16 protein-coding genes are annotated in these 18,702 nt (G+C 35.5%); 14 read left to right on the forward strand and 2 right to left on the reverse strand.

The window, feature by feature from the left end; translation table 11 throughout:
- The first annotated feature begins 520 nt into the window (after positions 1 to 520).
- The 4 genes from GF867_RS12970 to coaD are packed head-to-tail and all read left to right on the forward strand — an operon-like array spanning position 521 to position 3,499.
- Positions 521 to 1,885, forward strand: coding sequence for an FtsW/RodA/SpoVE family cell cycle protein (locus tag GF867_RS12970; RefSeq protein ID WP_153833517.1), 1,365 nt, complete (start codon positions 521 to 523; stop codon positions 1,883 to 1,885).
- An 8-nt stretch (positions 1,886 to 1,893) separates the two neighbouring features.
- Positions 1,894 to 2,421 (forward strand): YlbG family protein, encoded by a 528-nt coding sequence (locus GF867_RS12975; RefSeq protein ID WP_311453716.1) that lies wholly within the window; start codon positions 1,894 to 1,896, stop codon positions 2,419 to 2,421.
- Between the two features lie 21 nt (positions 2,422 to 2,442).
- Entirely contained in the window at positions 2,443 to 3,015 is a 573-nt protein-coding gene (gene rsmD / locus GF867_RS12980) for a 16S rRNA (guanine(966)-N(2))-methyltransferase RsmD (RefSeq protein ID WP_153833518.1), read from the forward strand.
- Positions 3,005 to 3,499: a pantetheine-phosphate adenylyltransferase gene (gene coaD, locus GF867_RS12985; RefSeq protein ID WP_153833519.1), complete on the forward strand. Its 495-nt coding sequence runs from the start codon at positions 3,005 to 3,007 to the stop codon at positions 3,497 to 3,499. Before rsmD ends, coaD begins: the two co-directional genes overlap by 11 nt.
- Positions 3,500 to 3,857: 358 nt before the next feature.
- On the opposite strand, the gene GF867_RS12990 is transcribed toward coaD, so the two are convergent.
- Together GF867_RS12990 and GF867_RS12995 are read right to left on the reverse strand one after the other, a co-directional pair.
- Positions 3,858 to 5,240: a L,D-transpeptidase family protein gene (locus tag GF867_RS12990; RefSeq protein ID WP_153833520.1), complete on the reverse strand. Its 1,383-nt coding sequence runs from the start codon at positions 5,238 to 5,240 to the stop codon at positions 3,858 to 3,860.
- Positions 5,241 to 5,788: 548 nt separating this feature from the next.
- Positions 5,789 to 7,327: an ABC-F family ATP-binding cassette domain-containing protein gene (locus GF867_RS12995; protein WP_153833521.1), complete on the reverse strand. Its 1,539-nt coding sequence runs from the start codon at positions 7,325 to 7,327 to the stop codon at positions 5,789 to 5,791.
- Between the two features lie 357 nt (positions 7,328 to 7,684).
- Between GF867_RS12995 and GF867_RS13000 the strand changes: the two genes are divergently transcribed.
- The 10 genes from GF867_RS13000 to GF867_RS13045 all read left to right on the forward strand — a co-directional run.
- Positions 7,685 to 8,344, forward strand: a complete 660-nt coding sequence (locus GF867_RS13000) for a helix-hairpin-helix domain-containing protein (RefSeq protein WP_172974037.1) — start codon at positions 7,685 to 7,687, stop codon at positions 8,342 to 8,344.
- Complete coding sequence (locus GF867_RS13005) at positions 8,345 to 10,696, forward strand: DNA internalization-related competence protein ComEC/Rec2 (protein WP_153833523.1); 2,352 nt, start codon at positions 8,345 to 8,347, stop codon at positions 10,694 to 10,696.
- A 46-nt stretch (positions 10,697 to 10,742) separates the two neighbouring features.
- A complete protein-coding gene (locus GF867_RS13010) occupies positions 10,743 to 11,612 on the forward strand; it encodes an AraC family transcriptional regulator (RefSeq protein WP_153833524.1) in 870 nt (289 codons plus the stop codon).
- 536 nt (positions 11,613 to 12,148) lie between these two features.
- Complete coding sequence (locus GF867_RS13015) at positions 12,149 to 13,228, forward strand: Gfo/Idh/MocA family protein (protein WP_153833525.1); 1,080 nt, start codon at positions 12,149 to 12,151, stop codon at positions 13,226 to 13,228.
- Between the two features lie 20 nt (positions 13,229 to 13,248).
- The gene (locus tag GF867_RS13020) at positions 13,249 to 13,959 is read left to right on the forward strand and encodes a ThuA domain-containing protein (RefSeq protein WP_153833526.1); all 711 of its coding nucleotides are present in this window, start codon (positions 13,249 to 13,251) and stop codon (positions 13,957 to 13,959) included.
- Positions 13,960 to 13,986: 27 nt separating this feature from the next.
- Positions 13,987 to 14,955, forward strand: coding sequence for a sugar phosphate isomerase/epimerase family protein (locus tag GF867_RS13025; protein ID WP_153833527.1), 969 nt, complete (start codon positions 13,987 to 13,989; stop codon positions 14,953 to 14,955).
- A 30-nt stretch (positions 14,956 to 14,985) separates the two neighbouring features.
- A complete protein-coding gene (locus GF867_RS13030) occupies positions 14,986 to 16,026 on the forward strand; it encodes a Gfo/Idh/MocA family protein (RefSeq protein WP_153833528.1) in 1,041 nt (346 codons plus the stop codon).
- Positions 16,027 to 16,122: 96 nt separating this feature from the next.
- Positions 16,123 to 16,497: a RidA family protein gene (locus GF867_RS13035; protein ID WP_153833529.1), complete on the forward strand. Its 375-nt coding sequence runs from the start codon at positions 16,123 to 16,125 to the stop codon at positions 16,495 to 16,497.
- 144 nt (positions 16,498 to 16,641) lie between these two features.
- Positions 16,642 to 17,220, forward strand: coding sequence for a xanthine phosphoribosyltransferase (locus tag GF867_RS13040; protein WP_153833530.1), 579 nt, complete (start codon positions 16,642 to 16,644; stop codon positions 17,218 to 17,220).
- 171 nt (positions 17,221 to 17,391) lie between these two features.
- A partial coding sequence (locus tag GF867_RS13045) for an ISL3 family transposase (RefSeq protein ID WP_172974038.1) occupies positions 17,392 to 18,702 on the forward strand: 1,311 nt, incomplete at its 3' end.

Below are 18,702 nucleotides of genomic sequence, written 5' to 3' on the forward strand. Positions count from 1 at the left end.
GACGAAGCGGCTCTATAGACGAATATACTCTAATCCAACAGATGACTAATATACTTACATCAAAAAAAGACGATAGAACTAAATCTATCGCCTTAAATATTCACCAACACTATTTGACAAAGAACCATTTTACCAAGCTTTGTACCTCACTCAGTTAATTGTTTTCCAAGGCGGTGGTATCTTTCAAAATTCGTACTTTTCTAGCTCAATCGGCTAAGCTCAGTCTAATCTTCTTTGTATTTCTATGGTAAATTACAATGATATGCTAAGTCTATTAGGTAAACTAAAAATCATGATATAATACCAATGCAAAGCAGTTGATTAAACCTAAACAGTCCTCGGGTAAATACCGAGGTTGTTTGGGTTTATATTATTATAATTAAGAAATACATGTAATCGACAATTTATTAAAAAGCTAATAGAATAAAAGACTATGCATTATTTGTAAAAAGTGTGATGGCAAAAACAAAATGGCCTTTTTATGCTATAATAATTTCTATGAAACAGTTAGGGGGCAAAGATGGATAATTATCGTCGCGAGATGAACTCAACAAAAAATTTCGATAATAACGAAGAGAAAAGTCATGAAAAGTTGCCTTATATAGAACGTTTAAAAAGAAAACTTCAGCTATTGGATTATCCAATATTAATTATAATGACAATTCTCATTATCATTAGTTTAATAATGGTTTTTAGTTCAACTATGTATTTATCGGAGGACGGTATATCAGCGCCTGATCCATTTGGTTATATGATGACGCAATTTTTCGCAGTAATCGTAGGATTTGTTGGTATTATTGTCATGATTTCCGTAAATTATAAAATGTATCGGAATATTATTTTCTTAAATAGTGTTATGACGGTCTTAATTGGATTTTTATTCCTGTTAATTTTTAGAGGTGTAATTGGTGGAGGAGCACAAAGTTGGTTTAGTTTAGGGTTTGCGAGTTTTCAACCAAGTGAATTAGTTAAACTCCTATCAGTGCTTGTCCTTGCAAGATTGCTAGAAAATCAGCAGAGAGAAGTTATTCTTGCATATGAAGAGTTTTCAGATAAAACAAGTAAGTATTCGATTTTATTACTATCAGCATCTATAATTCTAATATTATTTCAACCGGACTTAGGAATGGTTATTTTAATAGTAGGAACACTTTTTATTATGATGGTTCAACAAAATTTAAGTTTCAAAATTAACTTAGCGATGTATAGCGGTGCGTTTATTGCAGTGATTGGTGTAAACATATTTAGTCGACTAGCATCTGATTGGTTAGTTTCAGTTGACAGTTACCAAATTAATCGTCTAGGATCGTTTTCGAATCCGTTTAAATATCCACAGCATGATGGTTATCAATTAATCAGTGGTTACTTAGCGTTTAGTCGCGGAGGCTGGTTAGGCTTGGGAATAGGTCAAGGAGAAACTAAAAGGTACTCTTTGCCTGCTGGGCATACCGATTTTATTTTAGCAAATATAGGCGAAGAAACAGGTTTGATTGGAATTGCGCTTATACTTGGCTTGTTGTTTAGTTTAATTTTTATGATTTATCGTTGGGCTGTAATGTCTAAAAGCCATTTTCGTCGAAATGTCCTTTTTGGCATGGCCACAATGTTATTAATACAGTCATTTATAAACATAGGTGGCGTAGCAGGGATAATACCGCTAACAGGGGTAACCTTACCGTTTATTAGCTACGGTGGTTCAAGTATGTTAATAAGCATCATGGCGATTGCCGTCGTCCAAGTAATGATTATTGAAGAGAAAAAACAAGTAATAATTATTCAAGCAGAAACAGAAAAAAACTTAAATGATGCTATGTTGAATGAAGACGGTTTTTATAAGAGAGACCATGGGTTAAAATTAGTTCATTCACGGAAGCAGGAAAAGTAGGTGGAAAAGTGAGTTTTGAAATTATTCCAAGACAAAGTTTGATTGTTTGGTTATATACGTTGAAACATTTAAAATCTATTCGTAAACATGGACACATTCACTATATTAGTAAGAAATTGAAATATGTTGTACTATACGTGAATGCAGATCAAATTGACCAGACAAAAGAACAATTAGAACGCTATCACTTCGTTCGTAAAGTAGACAATACCTTTAGAGATGATATCGATATGACATTCAAAGATTCGATTCCTAACCGGATTGATCCAAATTTGAAGAATAGTGTAGAAGAGGAACAAGATTATTCAGCATTTATTTCAAACGTTGCGGCATCGTTAGATTTACCATCGAAAAACAAGCAAAATACTGAAACGACTCAAGTTTCGGAAGTAACTACTTTGCCAAAGAAAACAACAGGACAAGAAGTTGAGAGCGAAACGAAGAAGACAACAAATCCTCGAAAAAAAACACGTAGATATCGTAAGAATACTCGTAACAAAGAAAAACAGGGGAATAAGAGTAATGAGAATGCTTAAAATAGAAAGTGGGCGCATTTAATGAGAGTTATTTCAGGAGAATACGGTAGCCGCCGCTTAAAAGCAGTACCAGGGAATAATACGCGTCCAACTACTGATAAGATAAAAGAAGGTATGTTTAACTTATTAGGTGGTTATTTTGATGGTGGAAATGTATTGGATTTATATGGTGGTAGTGGAGCTTTAGCTATAGAAGCGGTATCAAGAGGAATGGATTTAGCTGTAATTACTGAGAAATATCGTCCCGCTATTCAAACTATTAAAGAAAATATTGCGATCACAAAAGAAGAAGAAAAATTTGTTGTGCTTGCTGGTGATAATCGAAATGCGTTAAATAAATTTAGAAACCAGCAACCAACTTTTACTTTTGATTTAGTTTTTATTGATCCACCGTATCATAAACAGACAATTGAGGCAGATATTGATTGGTTAGAAGATCAAAACTTTTTGAATGAAGATACAATTATTATGTGTGAGTCTGATGATCAAACAGTATTACCAGAAGACATGCATGGCTGGGAATTATACAAGGAGAAACACTATGGACAGACTTTAGTACGTCTATATCACAGGAGGAAACAAGTTGACGAATAATGCAAGAATCGGCATTTTTGCTGGTAGTTTTGACCCCATGACCTTAGGACACTTGGATTTAATTACGCGTAGCAGTCGTTTATTTGATGAAGTGATCGTATTAATTGCAATTAATACATCTAAACAAGCTTTGTTTACTGCGGATGAAAGATTGCAACTAGTAGAAGAATCGATTAAAGATTTAAACAATGTTCGTGTGGATATTTTACGAGATGGTTTAGTAGCAAATTATTTTGCGGAAAAAAATGCTACTGCAATGATCCGTGGGGTTAGAAATACGATTGATTTTGAGTACGAAAGTGGGATTGCGATTGCAAATCATTTACAGAATCCTAACTTGGAAACAGTCACTTTATTTGCAGATGAAAAGTACCGTCATTTAAGTTCTTCTTTAATCAAAGAAATTGCTCGTTTTGATGGTAATATTTCACAAATGGTGCCAAAACATGTTGCTGAAGCAATGCATAACAAATTAAGCATATAAAGATTATGGGATGAGAGAAGCAATCGCTTTTCTCTTTTTATTTTCTGCTCAATGATTTACCGTGAATTTTAGTTGAACACACATAACTAACCTTGATGATTATCCAAATCGGTACAAAGGGCAATCCATCGCTACTAATAGAATTGCTTATTCTGACTATGGGCAAAGCGAAGTAGACAGATCCTAGCCGATTGAGCTTAAAAAGTACGAACGACAGTGAGGTGTAACCGTCAAGTACAATTTTACACATTTTGCTAAGTAGGATTTTACACTTTTGCTAGGTAAATCAGCCTAAAACTTATTACCTTTATATAATGAAAAAACACTATGATCAATTGATCATAGTGTAGAAAACAGATTAATAGAATACTAGAACAGGTGTACCATAACTTACATTATGATAGATTGTTTCCACCGCCCAGTATGGAGTGTTAATACAACCTAAAGATCCAGAATATTGCCAAACGCTTCCGCCAAAAGATCCTTGCCATGAGGCATCATGGATACCTTGAGCATTATTATCAAAACGAATCCAATAACTAACTGGAACTGAATATTCAACTTTTTTGAATTGGTTATAACCTACTAAATTGGTGTTACTCAACATTTCGTTGACTGCGTTAGCTCCAGGAACTGTTTCTGCTCCTAATTGTCCAGACACAATATCAGTACCAACAACTAATTCTCCGTCAACATATAGATACATCATTTGGTAAGTTAAATCAATTTCAATATAAGTATTCCCGATTTCATCGTCTGAGTTTGCATTTCCACCTGAACTGAATACAGCTGGTTCACGTGTCACATCAACTCCAGCGTAAAGATCGTCAATGATAGCTTGTGTTTCTGCTTCGGTATCAATTCCCCAACCAAGAATTCCTGGTTGAACTGTAACTTCACCTTGTAAAGTACTAATGAATTGACGAGTTTTGTTATAAGTTGCATATTCATCGTTTAATGAATTAACGTATTCGTAGACTAAATCATAGTCAACTAATAATTCATTATTGCTATCGAAATAAATCCAGCTTTCAATTGTTGATTGCGGTATCGTAATATCGTTGCCAGCAACTTGTAGTGTTAATTGAATATCAGAAAAATCTTCAATCGTACCCATCACTGAGGTAACAATCTCGCTTTCTCCATCAATAGTAGGTTCAGCATAGACATCTTCTAATTCGATTGTATTCTCATTTGCTTCAACTGTATTAACGATTGAAGCGCCTAATTTATCATAGTCAATTTCTGTACCTTTAACGCCACTCTCAATGAAGTAACCATCTTCATCAGAATAATCAATTGTTGCATTCACAGCAGCTTCACGATTATCATTTGTAATGCCGTTTGCAGCTAGTACCTCTTTAATATTCTCAGCATTAAAAGCTACTTGATCAGCTAATACATCTTCGAAGGCTTCTTCTTCAAAGTAACTCGTCACCCATACGATAGGGTCTTGAGATTGATAAACACTCTCTAAGTTAGATTCTGTGTTATATTCACCATTTAAATCACTAACTTTAATGCGAGCAACTTCAACTTCATTCTCAGTTAAAACAATTTCACGCTCATTTAAATCAGCTTCTAATTTTTCTTGAGCTTTTACTAATGTTAAATTACTAATATCAACGGTTCCAAATGTCGTATTTGCTACAAAACGATTTGAATAGTACCCTACACCCGTTAAATAAGCTACACCTAAACCTAACAGCGTTACGCCCGTAATGATAAGACCTTTCTTCAACTAATTCGCCACCTATTCTTTGATTCTATTTATAATTTCTTCAATTTCTTAACGTTAATTTATAATTTATCATATAAATGTGAAGAAATAATGACTTTTTATATAAAATAGTACTTATGTTTGAATGTTATCGAAAAAAAACTGTTTTTGCAACATGGAATTTGTATAAAAACGCATTAAACACAACATTTAAACAATATTTAATTTTACACCTATAGATAGACAAAGTAGAAGTGAAATGCTCAAAATCGTAAGAGTTTATTTAAATAAGAGATTATAAGTTTTAGGTTGATTTACCGTGCTTTATGTTCCGCTCATCGCTAGAGCAAGCAATTCTATCAGTGGCGATGAATTGCCCTTTGTATCGCAGTATTAATCAACTAAAATGGCTAGACGCACTTCAAAGAAGTTAGGCAAAAAATATTTAAGTACTAAGAAACACATGGAATCTGTTCCTAGGAACGTTAATTTCATGTGTTTCTTCAATGATTGTTATGTTGTAAACTCGTCTTGTAGTCTAGCCATTTCTTACTGAAAATTTTTTTTGCTTAATTAATGATTGTTTCAATTAATCCATTAGGTGTTAATTCAAAGACTTTGTCGCAGACTTCTTTTAAAAATTGGCGATCATGCGAAATGGTAATAATCGCACCTTTAAATGTAGCGAAACTCTTTCTCAGTTCTGGTTGTGAAAGGGGAGAGAAGTTTCTTGTAGGTTCATCAAGCAAAAGTACATTATCACCATTCAAGTCCATTTTAAGTAAAAATAATTTAGCTTGTTGTCCACCAGACAACTCATTAATGGGATGTTTCATTTCATCAGATGTAAATCGCATGCTTCCTAAATAGGTCATAATTTGTGTGGTTTCTTCAGCATCACCTGTCGTACTAAGGAAATCAATAGGAGAAGAGGCGAGTTCAAATTGACTTTGATAATTTTGTGGCATATAGCCTACATTAATATCTGTTCTATTCTTTAGTGAGTTCCATAACTGTTTCAGAAATGTACTTTTACCAACACCATTTTTTCCAACAATACCGATTTTTTGTGGACCACGCATTAAAAGATTGATGGACTGAGCTAATAAAATATCATCAATACTGACCGTATAATTATCTAAGGTTAATATTGTTTTCCCATTGGCCAAGGGTTCTGTACCGGAAAATTTTATTAGAATTGGATCTTCTTGTATTGGAATATCTTCGAATTTATCTTTTTCTTTTTCAAAACGTTTTTCCATCGATTTGACAGCATGCATTTTCTTTTTCAATAAACGCGCGGCAGCCGGATTTTGTCGTGAAATTTTATTTTGAGCATCATGAACACTGCTTTCGATCCGACGATATTTTTCCATTTTTTTATCATGTTCTTCACGCTGTTTGTTCGCAATCTGCGTTTGAGTCACTATTTTTTCATTACGTAATTGAACATAAGTTGTGTAATCAAGGTTTGCAACTGTTGTCAAGGGTATCGTTTTATGACGCAACAGTTCGATGTGTAGTATGCGAGAGGCTGTTTGTTTTAAAAGAGCTTCATCATGCGAAATAAATAGTATTGTTAGGGATGATGAGCGAATAAAATGTTCTAGCCAATATATTGCATCTAAATCCAGATCATTTGAAGGTTCGTCGAGTAATAGAAGATCTGGATGTTTAGCTAAAATTTTAATCAGTTGTACTTTAATGCGTTCACCACCAGACAGGTTAGCTAAGATCTGTGTGCTTGTCAGGCGGTCAGGGTCAAAAGCTAATTGGCTGGCTATGCTATAGAGTTCTGCATAGTCTAATGCTTCAACAGCATCAGCTCCAAAAAAATATTCCTCTAATGACATACGACTGTCTTTATCGGGTAGAAATTGCGGTAAGTATTCTACGTGACTAAATTGATTAACCAGCTCTCCTTCAACTTGAATATAATCTTCAATCTTATCATCAGCCATTATCCATTTAAGTAGAGTGGATTTTCCATTACCTTCATTTCCGATAATAGCCATTTTATCTCCAGTGTTGAGAGTGAAATTTAAGTCATGAATTAGCGTTCTTAAATCTTTTGTGTGCGTCATTGTTAAATGCTTTACTTGTAACATAATATACCTCCTTTGAATAATGTTATTTTAATGCACAAAAACCGCTCAAGACTTTGCTTGAGCGGTTTTATCAAAAATTGGTACACCAAAAGACAGAGAATCCTTAGCTAAGAGCTAGGAAATCTGTGAAGTTAAGGGTAGAAATTTTCTAATTAAACCACTTCAAACAAGCCTATCAAAATAACGATAGTTATGCCTACTTTGAAGTTTAAAATTTAATTAGAAAATTAACATCGACACCAAACCTTTCCGTGATTTTTCTATATTATATCAAGCAAAAAGATATAAAACAAATTATTTCATTTTCAAACACACATTTTCATGATTTTTACGTATTTATACATAGGAGGGATAATTATGAATAAAATACAAGTAAATATCATAGTGGGATTTGTTCTCGTGCTATTAGTCGCGATGTTTCTGTGGTTTCAGTCTACTCAATCTGTAAGTAATCAACTATTAGAACCTTTGCACGTAACAAGCGATGAATCTGAAAGTTCATTGCTGGGTGTAGGTGTAAAAGAATCAATAGAAGAGCCAGAAGTTCATGAAATTGAAATGATTTATGTAGATTTGAAAGGAGCGGTAGCTAAACCAGGCGTTTATGCTTTACCTTTAGGCAGTCGCTTATTCGATGTAATTGAAATGGCAGGCGGCTTATTGCCTGATGCTGCGACTCAATCATTAAATCAAGCTTTGTTATTGAATGATCAAATGTTAATTTATATCTTTACACATGAAGAGTATGCTGCCGAGGAAGAAGAAAACATGAAACTTCTATCTATAGTAGAAGAGGATTCTGGCTTATTAAGTCAGCAAGTTCAGTTGGTCAATATTAATACAGCGAATGCTTCAGAGTTGGAAACCTTACCTGGAATAGGACCGAAGAAAGCAAGTGCAATTCTGCAATTTCGGCAAGAGAACGGATCGTTTAGAGGAATTGAAGGCTTGTTAGAGGTAAGTGGAATTGGACAGAAAACCTTTGATCAACTAGCTCCGTTCATCACGGTGGACTAAATGAAACACCTATTAGCACAGCAACAATTTTATTGGAGTTTTATCTTTCTATGGTTAATGGTGGGATTACAGTTATTATTTAGTCCACATTGGTTGGGCTTCATCTGCTTGGCTTTATTTGGAATTCGACTCCTTTATTTAAAGAATGGGACATGGAAATGGGTAACAATTCTATCATTATTGGTATTGGCTCTTACGTTGCGACAGATGAAGTATCTGGATAATGTGGCTAGTCTAACTTTCACAGAAGCAGACACAAATTACACAATTGTATTCTCACCCTTAAGTGTGAGTTTAGATTCTGAAAAATTAACTGGAACAGCTCGCCTGCTTCATTCAGAAAATGTAAAGGAAAGCATTCCAATTCAGGTGTATTACCGTCTACCAGAAGATTTTCAAGTAAATTCAAGATTAATCGATAGCCAAACGGTTTGGCAAGTAAAAGGGAAAATAAGTAAACCAGATAGTGCTAGAAATTTTTCAGTCTTCGATTACCAAGACTATTTGCTGAAACAACAAATTGTATGGGAAATGGATATTACTGAGATCTTTTCAATCAATGAGATTGCGCCAATAACTGTGAAAGAGAAAATGCAAGTTTGGCGTGCTAATATTACTAAACCTTTTAGAGTATTAGAAGATTTTAGTTGGGTGGCAGTCCATAATAAATTATTACTAAATATTAGTTCATCGGCTTATAAAACTCTTCGGGAGGATTTTCTGATTCTGGGAGTTGTCCATTATTTTGCAATTAGTGGATTTCATTTGAATTATATACGTAAGTGGCTGCGGTATAGTTTGCTGCGGATAGGAATAATGATAGAGCTTGTTGAGATATTTCTTTTAGTATTGTTGTTATTTTATGCTTGGCTGATACAATGGCCAGCAGGCGTGATTCGTTCGTTAGCAGCTTATTATGGAAGAAGGCTTTGTCGATATTTCGACTTACCATTTAGTTCATTAGATACATTGGCGATTGTTGGGATCTTGATGTTAATCATTCATCCATTGTATAGTCAGATGTTAGGTTTTCAATTAAGTTTTTTATTAAGTTATGTGATTCATTTTTACTTTTCAGCACGTAAAATGGATGAGGGTTTTCAGCAACAGATAGAATTTTCTTTGACCTGTTTAATATTCTCCTGGCCTTTACTCATCTATTCGAATGCTGAATGGAATTGGGTTCAGTTGGTGATTGTTTTAGTTTTCGGCCTTATTTTCGACAGAATATTGATGCCCAGCATGTGCATGACGACCTTGATTATTTATCTGAGTCACGTTTTCGGTTCGTTTGAAGTAGTTTTGGCAAGACTTTCTCTGATCTTTAACAGAATATGGAGCCAGCTAATACCGATTGATTTCTTGAAATGGACAACGTTGATAATCGGAAGTATTTCAGTTAGCCAATTGTTAATGTTATATGCAGGTGCTAGTTGTTGGTTATGGTGTTTAAAAAGAAAACGGCTTTTAAAAGCTTATGTCAGTGTATTAATTGTTTATTTAATACTAGTTTTGTCTTCGAATTTTAATTTTAATACGACATTAATTGTGCTAGATGTTGGGCAAGGTGATGCATTGCTTTACCAACCAGCTTTTAGCCGAGATACTTGGTTGATTGATACGGGAGGACGCATTAATTTTAATGATGAGGGAATTAGTTTAGACACAGCAGCTGCTCAAGCGCAATTGCTACCTGCTTTAAAAGCTTTAGGCGTTCGACGACTAAAAGGTGTTGTGGTAACTCATCCAGACATCGATCATGCAGGTAATTTATTGGCTCTATCTCAAGAAATTGACATCGAGTACTTATTTATTAATAATTATACTTTGAAAAGTTCTTTGTGGAAACAAATTAAACCTCATCTAAACAGTAATATTAAAATGAATGTATTGGAGAATGGCCAAGTTTACCAAGTGGAAGCAACAAATTTTTCTATATTAGCCTTAGAAGAACATGTAACCTATTATCAAGAAGATCAATCAAACGATTCTTCGTTAATCTGTTATATTAAACTTGGAGCACTTTCATTTCTCAATTTAGGTGATTTATCGATTGAAGGCGAAAGACGCTTGATAACCGCTTATCCTAATTTAACAGCGGATATTATTAAAGTAGCACATCATGGGAGTAACACAAGTACATCTGAACTTTTACTCGAGCAATTAAGGCCTCAATTAGCTTTAATATCAGCTGGGGAAAATAATCGTTATGGACACCCACACGCAGAAGTATTACAACGTCTTCAATTTTTTAACATACCGACTTTGGCTACAAATGACGTAGGTGCTATCAAAATAACTTACAATCCAATTTGGGGTTATTCCATCACTACTGCGCTTGAGATGGAATAAGAATGTGTTAATATAACAGATAAGAGAATAATATTGGAGGAAAACAATGAGTAGTCGCTATGTAGAAATACCAGAATTCAAGCACCCTATAAAATTCAGAACGCTATTAAATGACGGTCTGACTGTTGTTTATCCCCACTTTCATAAGGAAATTGAAATCATATATGCTGTTCATGGAAGTGTTAGAATAGGCGTAAATAACGAGCGGGTAGACTTGCTTGAAGGGGAAATGATTTTTTTTGCAAGTGGAGAATCTCATTACTTTTTAGCTTCACCAGATAGTGAACGCTTAGTTTATCAATTTGATTTACAATTATTTGACGAAGCAATTTTAAGAGAAAACGAGAAAACATTAATGCAGTTGTTTGAAACGGGTGAACCACATAGTAGAAATTGGCCGGAAACATTGACTGAGAAAACACGTGAATTACTGTTAGCTCTCTATACTTACGATCAGGACAGACCTACTGGAGCAAATTATTTAATCATGGCGAAACTCTATCAAATGATTGGAAACTTTTATAAGGAACTACCAAAACGTGCATTATTAACCGAAAACCACGATTTTTCAACTATTCAATACAAAGACACGTTGGAAAGATTGAATCAAGTATTCGAGTATATCGAGACGAGTTATCAAGAAACTATTACTATAGAAGATATTGCAAAAGTTGTCGGATTTAGTCCGTATTACTTCACACGTTTTTTTAAAAAGAATACCGGTCAAACGTTTGGTAAATTTTTATCTGAATACCGTGTGAATCAAGCGAAATTTATTTTAGCTAATGAGAACATTCCGATGGCAGAAGTTGCAGAAAAAGCTGGATTTTCGAGCGTTAAAACTTTCCATCACGTGTTTAAAGATGCGGTAGGACAATCCCCATTACAATATCAAAAGACATTTAATTTAAATTAAATTATCAAGAAGCATTATCACTTCCTCTATAAGGGAGCTGATAATGCTTTATTTTATAATATAAGGAATTACAAGATTTATGTTGATTTATCAAGCTCTATGCTGCACTCAGCTTATTGTTTTCCAAGGCAGTGGTCGCTTTCAAAGCCTTCACGATCGTTCATGCTTTTCCAGCTAAATCGGCTAGGCACTGACTAATTCGCTATGATCAAAGTCAGAGCACGCTACGCCGATTGCCCTATGTACTGCTTTGGAAAACAAGTCGCTGAGCTAACTCATTATTCCAACAAAAGTATCGCTGTATTATCAAACAAGAACGGTTAAAAGTAAGTTAAAAAGACTTGGAACCAGTCCGGGGTTTTCTGATTAGGGATTAGAAGATTTACGATAATTAAACGTCATCTGAATAGTTAGTTTTCAAGAGGATTATTATCCGAGAGCAATATTCGGGAATTTTTGCAAAAGAAATAGGAAGAATATTGAAATCGCATTCGATATAATGAGGTTAAGAAAAACGTTTGCAAGGAGTTGTAATAATGACATTAAAAATTGGAATAATTGGGTGCGGTGGCATCGGAACTAAAAAACATTTACCTGCATTAGCGCAAGTTGAAGGTGTAGAAATCGTCGCATTCTGTGATCTGATTATCGAAAGAGCAATTGAAGCTAAGGAACAATTTGGTACTCAAGATGCACAAGTCTATGTTGATTATCGCGAAATGTTAGCGGAAGTTGAATTAGATATTGTTCACGTATGTACACCAAATGATACACACGCAGAATTATCAATCGCAGCGATGGAAGCAGATAATCATGTAATGTGCGAAAAACCGATGGCTAAAACTGCAGAGGAAGCACGTGCAATGGTTGAAGTTTCAAAACGTACAGGCAAGAAATTAACAATTGGATACCAAAACCGTTTCCGTCAAGACTCACAATTTTTACATACAGCGGTTTCTAATGGAGATTTGGGTAATATTTATTTCGCTAAAGCACACGCGATTCGCCGTCGAGCAGTACCAACTTGGGGAGTGTTTCTAGACGCAGATGCTCAAGGGGGCGGCCCATTAATTGATATTGGAACTCATGCGTTAGACTTAACATTATGGATGATGAATAATTATAAGCCTAAATATGTTGTGGGTAATACGTATCGTGAATTAGGCGAAAATCGTAATTCAGCAAATGCTTGGGGACCATGGGATCCAGAAAAATTCACAGTAGAAGATTCTGCTTTTGGGTTTGTTGTAATGGAAAATGGTGCAACTATCTTCTTAGAATCAAGTTGGGCATTAAACACGTTAGATGTAAAAGAAGCTAAAACTACTTTAATGGGTTCTAAGGCTGGAGCTGATATGGATAATGGCTTAAGAATAAATGGTGAAGAGTATGGCACTTTATTCGATAAACAAATCGTTTTAGACCCAGGTGGCGTAGACTTCTTTGATGGCTCTGCTTATGATCCAGAATTACTGGAAGCTCAATCATGGATTGATGCGATTGTAAATGACACAGATCCTGTGGTAAAACCTGAAGAAGCACTCGTTGTAACTGAAATCTTAGAGGCAATCTATCAATCAGCTGAAACAGGTAAACCAGTATATTTAGGTCAATAAGACATACAAAGGAGAAGACGATGATACAAGTTACAGTATGGAATGAATTCCGCCATGAAAAAACGGATGAAACTGTTCAAGCAATATATCCTAATGGTATTCATGAACAAATTGCGAGTTTCTTAGGAGAGGATCAATTTGAAGTCAGAACAGCCACTCTAGATGAAGAAGAACATGGATTAACGGAAGAAGTCTTAAATGAAACTGATGTGCTAATCTGGTGGGGACATATGGCTCATGATGAAGTGGCGGATGACATAGTTGAACGTGTTCAAAATCGCGTGTTGCAAGGGATGGGCTTGATTGTATTGCATTCAGGTCATTTCTCTAAGATTTTCAAGAAATTAATGGGAACATCATGCGATTTAAAATGGCGTGAAGATGGTCGACACACACGTGTTTGGAATGTAAATCCAAGCCATCCGATTGCTGAAGGTGTCAGCGAATATTTCGAGTTAGAACAAGAAGAGATGTATGGAGAACACTTTGATGTACCAGCCCCAGACGAGTTAATTTTCGTAAGTTGGTTCCCAGGCGGAGAAGTGTTTAGAAGTGGGATGACTTACCGTCGAGGAAATGGAAAAATATTCTATTTCCAACCAGGTCACGAAACTTATCCGAGTTATTATAATAAGGATGTTCAACGTGTTATTAAGAATGGTATCCACTGGTGCACACCAACAGAAAATCATTACCCGAGCTACGGACATTTTGAAAGTTTAGAAAAATAATTCACTATTAAAGAAAGAGGTCATAACATGAAATTAGGCGTATTTACACCTTTATTCAATAATTTGAGTTTTGAAGAGATGATTGATGTAGTTTCATCCAAAGGTTTACAAATGGTAGAAATCGGAACAGGCGGTTCACCAGGGAATGCTCACCTAGATATTGATAAATTATTGGCTAGCAGTGATGCACGTCAAAATTATTTGGCGAAATTGGCTGATAAAGGTTTAGAAATTTCAGCTTTGAGCGCTCATCATAATCCGATTTCACCATTACCAAAGGTAGCACAGGAAGCAGATGAATTGATGAGAAAAACAATTAAATTAGCATCATTAATGAATGTTCCAGTTGTTAACGGCTTCTCTGGAGTATCAGGAGGAAACGCGACGGATACTCAGGTTAATTGGCCTGTATTACCTTGGCCGACAGAATACAATGACAACTATGAGTATCAATGGGAGAAAAAATTAATCCCTTATTGGAAAGATATTAACACCGAAGCAACAGCAGCAGGTGTCAAAATAGGGATTGAATTACATGGTGGTTTCTTAGCGCATACACCGTATACGATGTTGAAATTACGTGATGGAGCTGGAGATGCAATTGGTTGTAACTTTGATCCTTCTCACTTATGGTGGCAAGGAATTGATCCGGTAGCTGCAATTAAGATTTTAGGGGAAGCTGGAGCCATTAATCACTTCCATGCTAAAGATACATACTTAGACCAAGATAATATTAACATGCATGGTTTAACAGATATGCAACCTTATTCAGATGTTAAATCAAGAGCTTGGACATTTAGATCAGTTGGCTGTGGGCATAGCTTACAGGATTGGTCAGATATGATATCGGCTCTAAGAATTTATGGTTATGATTACGTCTTGAGTATTGAACATGAAGATCCAATCATGTCAATCGACGAGGGGTTAAATCGTGCAATTACGAATTTACGTTCTATCATGATTAACGATCAACCCTCTGAGATGTGGTGGGCTTAGTTAATTAAGGTTTTGTATTAGGAGGAAAATATGTCACTAATTAATTTTGTGGTAGTAGGCTACGGTGGTATGGGCAAATATCACGCAGATGCACTCATATCAAATGAAAAAGAATTATTACAGGTAGTGGGTGTTTACGATATCGATCGTGATCGACAAGTAGTTGCCGACACATTTGGTCATCAAGTATATAGTAGTTTCGAAGCAGTGCTAAATGATGAAACAGTAGATGCAATTTTAATCGCAACCCCTAATGATTCACATAAAGAATTAGCGATTGCCGCTTTAGAAGCAGGCAAACATGTTGTATGCGAAAAACCTGTGACAATGAATGTTGCAGAGCTCGATGAAGTACTAGCAGTCGCTGAAGCAACAGGCAAGGTGTTTATGGTTCATCAGAACCGTCGTTGGGATCCAGACTTCTTAATTATTCGTCGCTTATTTAAAGAAAAACCTATTGGAGAATTGTTCAAAATTGAATCACGTGTTCAAGGTGCGAATGGTATACCAGGAGACTGGCGTCATTTAGAAGCTCATGGTGGAGGTATGTTACTTGATTGGGGGGTACATTTACTAGATCAATTATTATGGCTAATTGATAGTGATATAAAGCACGTTTACGCAGATTTAAGTTATGTACTTGGCGATGAAGTTGACGACGGTTTTGTCGCTTATATTACATTTGAAAATGGTGTTCGTGCAGTAGTAGAAGTGGGAACCACTAACTATACAGCATTACCTCGATGGTATGTACAAGGATTGGAAGGAAGCGCAACTATTAAAGATTGGGCAATGAACGGTGAAATTATTCGTGCTACTGGTCGCACAGATATTGCTGCACCGACACCTATTCAAGCTGGAGTTGGCCTAACTAAAACTATGGCACCACCGTCTGAAGAAGCGACTGAGCAGTTGGAATTCCCAGAGCCAAAGGCTGAATATGAATCCTTCTATCGTAATTTCTATAATGTGGTACGTAAGGATGCAGAACCCATCGTTAAAAACTCAGAAGTACGCCGAGTAATGAAATTAATTGAAACAATTTTTGAAGCTGGAAAAGTATTAGTTTAAGCCAAAACAGTGTATGTCTCCCAAGTGGGGATATACACTGTTTTTGATTTTGTGATAAAATTTATTTAAAACGACAATTAATGAGGAGTGAAATATATGAAAAAAATCGAATCAAACTTAGCACCAGCAGCGGTAGGTCCGTATTCTCAAGCAATCGATACAGGGAATTTAGTTTTTTTATCAGGACAATTAGGCATTGATCGTCAAACCGGAATGATGGTTGATGGTCTAGCGGCTCAAACACATCAAGCTTTTCGAAATATCCAATATGTTTTGGCTGAAGCAGGTTTAACTCTAGCAAATATCGCTAAAGTAACTGTCTTTTTGAATGATATTCAAGATTTTTCAAGAGTGAATGAAATATATGCAAGTTATTTTAAGCAACCATATCCAGCTAGAAGTGCCTTCCAAGTGGCAGCTTTACCTATGAACGGCTTAGTGGAAATAGAAGTGATTGCAAGTAAAGAGTAACAAAAATTAACTTAATATAATTTCCAGTGTTTTAATAAAAGCGAACTATTATTATTTGATAACATTGAAATCCAAATATCCTGATTGAAAAAACGAATGATTAGCATATAATAGGAGTACTTTAAAGCGTCTAGGAGTGTGTGCATGAGTTATTTGAGAGAAATGATATTGAAACACGGACAAGTTTTTCCGAACAGTGTATTAAAGGTGGATTCTTTTTTAAACCATCAAATTGATCCGATTGTTATTGAAGAAATTGAAAAAGAATTTTATAAATATTTTGGTGATCGTTGCATTACTAAAGTATTAACAATAGAATCATCAGGAATAGCACCGGCTTTGTTGGTTGCCCATCACTTGGGTGTACCAATGTTGTTTGCTAAGAAAGCTGAACCATCTACGCTTGCAAAGGAAGATAAATATGTTACAAGTGTGCATAGTTACACAAAAAATGTTACAAGCAATGTGTTGATCTCTAAGGAATATTTATCAGCTAATGATAAAGTTTTGATCATTGATGATTTTCTAGCTAACGGTCAGGCTGCGCTTGGTTTAGTTAATCTTGTTGAACAAGCAGGGGGAGAAACTGTTGGAGTGGGGATTTGTATCGAAAAGTCATTTCAACCAGGTCGCCAATATTTAGAAGCAAAAGGTGTAGATGTTTTCTCAATTTGTCGCATTCAATCATTAGAGAATGGAAAAGTAACGTTTTTAAATGAATAAATTAAGCTAACAAAGAGCGCTTCACAACGTGAAGCGCTCTTTTTATTGGTTCTAAAATTTTGAGTGTTGGTGAGGAAATCCTCACTGACACTCTTTTTAATTTTTTGTATAAAAAAAGCCAGTGATTTCCTTTATAATATAGTCACCACAACCATCAAAAGGAGAATTCACTTGGCATATATACATAGTATCGCAAAATTGTTCGAAATTAAAGACCCAAATATTGTATTAGAGGATAAGGTAGACACACTGCTAGTTAAAGAGGTTACGTGTAAAGTTATTTTCGGGACGCTCTCTTATCAACCAGCTGCTTGTCAAAACTGTGGGGTCGTCAATCGCTCATCAGATGACCTCATTAAATTTGGTTACAAAACCAGTCGGATTAAGTTGACCACGTTAGGTCTGCAACCTGTTCTATTAATGTTAAAGAAGCAACGCTTTCAATGCAAACATTGTCAGACAACCTTTATGGCGACCACCCCTTTAGTAGATGAACGCTGTTTTATTTCGAATACGCTCAAACAAATGATTACCCTTGAATTAGCCGAAATTCAATCCATGACCTTGATTGCGAAACGTTTAAATATTTCGCCGACACCCGTGAGCACTCAATTAAAGAAAGCAGTGAAAGCTCTAAATCCATCCAAACATACATTGCCTGAGCATATTGGTATCGATGAGTTTCGTTCTGTTAGAAATCAAATGAGTGCAATTATTATGGATGTCCACAACCATCGATTAGTCGATATTATTCCGGAGCGTGTTCAAACAGAATTGAGGGATTACTTTATGCGCTATCCACGCGAAGCACGCTTGTCCGTTAAGACGGTTACGATCGACATGTATAAACCTTATTATCAGTTCTTTCAACGTCTCTTTCCGAATGCGGAGATCATCATTGATCGTTTCCATCTCATTCAATTATTAAATCGTGCATTGAATCAATCGCGTATTCAATTAATGAATCGTATTCGCTATACACGCCCCACAGATTACACGAAACTGAAGCGTTTATGGAAGCTACTGTTAAAACATCGCGAAGAATTAGACTTTGAACGCTATCATAGTCATCGTTTATTTGAAGGACTCGTGACCCAAAAGAGTATGGTTGAATACCTCTTATCGATTGATCCAAAGTTCCGCATAGAATACGAGTTGATTAATGATTTAAAAACCGATATCATCATGAATAATGTCACACTATTTGAAGAAGATTTACATAACACGCGTCACTATACTGTCTCGAGACATGTCAGAACGGCTTTTACGACACTCTTTCATTATCGTGAAGCCATTGAGAATAGTTTAACCTATACCTTATCAAATGGCGTCGTTGAAGGCATGAACAACAAAATTAAAACAATCAAGCGAAGTGGTTTTGGTTATCGAAACTTTGAACATTTACGTGCGCGTGTCTTTCTAAGTCAAAAGTTACTCGCTAGATCTAACAAACCGATTCGCCCCTTATACTTTTCAGATCGT

The organism is Fundicoccus ignavus, assembly GCF_009659375.1.
GTDB lineage: Bacteria > Bacillota > Bacilli > Lactobacillales > Aerococcaceae > Fundicoccus > Fundicoccus ignavus.

What these genes read in the sequence shown, in the direction of transcription:
- GF867_RS12970 (WP_153833517.1), top strand. Translation starts at nt 521, where the DNA reads ATGGATAATTATCGTCGCGAGATGAACTCAACAAAAAATTTCGATAAT.
- rsmD (WP_153833518.1), top strand. Translation starts at nt 2,443, where the DNA reads ATGAGAGTTATTTCAGGAGAATACGGTAGCCGCCGCTTAAAAGCAGTA.
- GF867_RS12995 (WP_153833521.1), bottom strand. Translation starts at nt 7,327, where the DNA reads ATGTTACAAGTAAAGCATTTAACAATGACGCACACAAAAGATTTAAGA.
- GF867_RS13000 (WP_172974037.1), top strand. Translation starts at nt 7,685, where the DNA reads ATGAATAAAATACAAGTAAATATCATAGTGGGATTTGTTCTCGTGCTA.
- GF867_RS13005 (WP_153833523.1), top strand. Translation starts at nt 8,345, where the DNA reads ATGAAACACCTATTAGCACAGCAACAATTTTATTGGAGTTTTATCTTT.
- GF867_RS13010 (WP_153833524.1), top strand. Translation starts at nt 10,743, where the DNA reads ATGAGTAGTCGCTATGTAGAAATACCAGAATTCAAGCACCCTATAAAA.
- GF867_RS13015 (WP_153833525.1), top strand. Translation starts at nt 12,149, where the DNA reads ATGACATTAAAAATTGGAATAATTGGGTGCGGTGGCATCGGAACTAAA.
- GF867_RS13020 (WP_153833526.1), top strand. Translation starts at nt 13,249, where the DNA reads ATGATACAAGTTACAGTATGGAATGAATTCCGCCATGAAAAAACGGAT.
- GF867_RS13025 (WP_153833527.1), top strand. Translation starts at nt 13,987, where the DNA reads ATGAAATTAGGCGTATTTACACCTTTATTCAATAATTTGAGTTTTGAA.
- GF867_RS13030 (WP_153833528.1), top strand. Translation starts at nt 14,986, where the DNA reads ATGTCACTAATTAATTTTGTGGTAGTAGGCTACGGTGGTATGGGCAAA.
- GF867_RS13035 (WP_153833529.1), top strand. Translation starts at nt 16,123, where the DNA reads ATGAAAAAAATCGAATCAAACTTAGCACCAGCAGCGGTAGGTCCGTAT.
- GF867_RS13040 (WP_153833530.1), top strand. Translation starts at nt 16,642, where the DNA reads ATGAGTTATTTGAGAGAAATGATATTGAAACACGGACAAGTTTTTCCG.